1 protein-coding gene and 1 pseudogene are annotated in these 1453 nt (G+C 31.7%); both read left to right on the forward strand.

Annotation, left to right across the window (positions count from 1 at the left end):
- Window positions 1-128: 128 nt before the first annotated feature.
- Entirely contained in the window at window positions 129-1220 is a 1092-nt protein-coding gene (locus B2X73_RS14290) for a GNAT family N-acetyltransferase (protein ID WP_291096779.1), read from the forward strand.
- Window positions 1221-1222: 2 nt separating this feature from the next.
- Window positions 1223-1453: pseudogene (locus B2X73_RS14295) on the forward strand (ATP-binding protein); the annotation flags it as partial.

Genomic DNA, 1453 nt, shown 5'->3' on the forward strand with positions numbered 1-1453 from the left:
TTTATTTAGGACACAAGTGATATTTCATTAATGGATTAAGGGCTTCTCCATTATTTTATAGAGGAATTCACGATGGTAGGGAAATTTTTACGGATTATTCATTTTACAATTCAGATCCGTACAAATTTGTGCATAGTTGGTCGAATATTTCAGAAAATATTGATTTTAATAAACTATGGAAAGAATATAGTAGGCTTTGGAAAAATGAAAACAATAGAGATTTTTTATTAACTGCTGTTCATTGGTATGTAGAAGCCAATTCAAATGCAGGAAAGGTCGAAGGTTCGATAATATTAATTCAAACTGCGCTTGAATTAATATACAATTGGTTAATAGTTGAAAACGAAAAGATCATTATAGGGAATGAGGCCGAAGGAGTATCTGCTGCGAATAAAATACGGTTACTAATTTTTCAACTGAAAATTAGTAGGTGCATTCCCGACAGTTTCGAAGATCTTATTAGTGTTGCAAAAGAAAGCGATGGTCCAGAAATATTTGTTAAAATTAGAAATGCGTTGGTCCATGGTCAGGAAACAAAACGTAATGAATTACAAAAAATTCCAGACAGAGCTAAATTCCAAGCACTTCAATTAGGAATTTGGTATGTCGAATTAGCTTTATTATATATTTTAAAATATAAGGGAAGATATAAAAACAGAACAGATGGGAAAATTTGGGAAGGTGAAGGTGAAATCGTACCATGGGCAAATTCCAAAAAATTTAAAATCTGTCCACCCAGTGAATTTAATGAAACCGAAATCGAATCATTCTTAGATCTTTTACAGACCCAAGCTAAGGTCAAAAACCCTTCATTGGATCGGATCAGAAATTGTAAATTGATAGCAATAGGATATGATTGGAACACTCCAATTTCTATTGGTGCAATCAAACCTAAAACAAAATCAGATTTCACAGAAAATAAAGCTAATTTATTAGAAGAGGCCGATAAGTATGAGTGGGAAATTGGTTATTTTTTTACAGATCCTGAATTTCAGGGTAAGGGCTACAGCTCTCAAATATTAAAAGAATTATTAAACAAATATGGAAAAGGAAATCTAATGGCCACCACTGAAATGCGTGAAAATAATGCGATGATTTATCTCTTAGAAAAACATGGCTTCTTAAGAAAAGGTAAACCATGGAAGAGTGCAATCAGCGGTAACCATCTAAATTTATATTTAAGAAATTTCGAAAATAAAACATCTAAAAATCAAGATTAGACATGTTATTGAATAAAATAATAGATCTCATAAATTCAAAAAGTGAAGGTGAATATTGGGACTTTAAAGAGAAGCCTTATGAAAATAAGGCTGCACTTTTGCACGATATATTATGCCTTTCAAATTGTCTCTATGAAGGAGAAAGATATTTGATTATTGGATTAACAGATCCTTCAAGCGGGTGTCAATTAATTGGGTTGGAAAAAAATCAAGCTAACCGTAAAAATCAAGTT

It is taken from the genome of Empedobacter sp. UBA7252 (genome assembly GCF_002472765.1).
Taxonomy (GTDB): domain Bacteria; phylum Bacteroidota; class Bacteroidia; order Flavobacteriales; family Weeksellaceae; genus Empedobacter; species Empedobacter falsenii_B.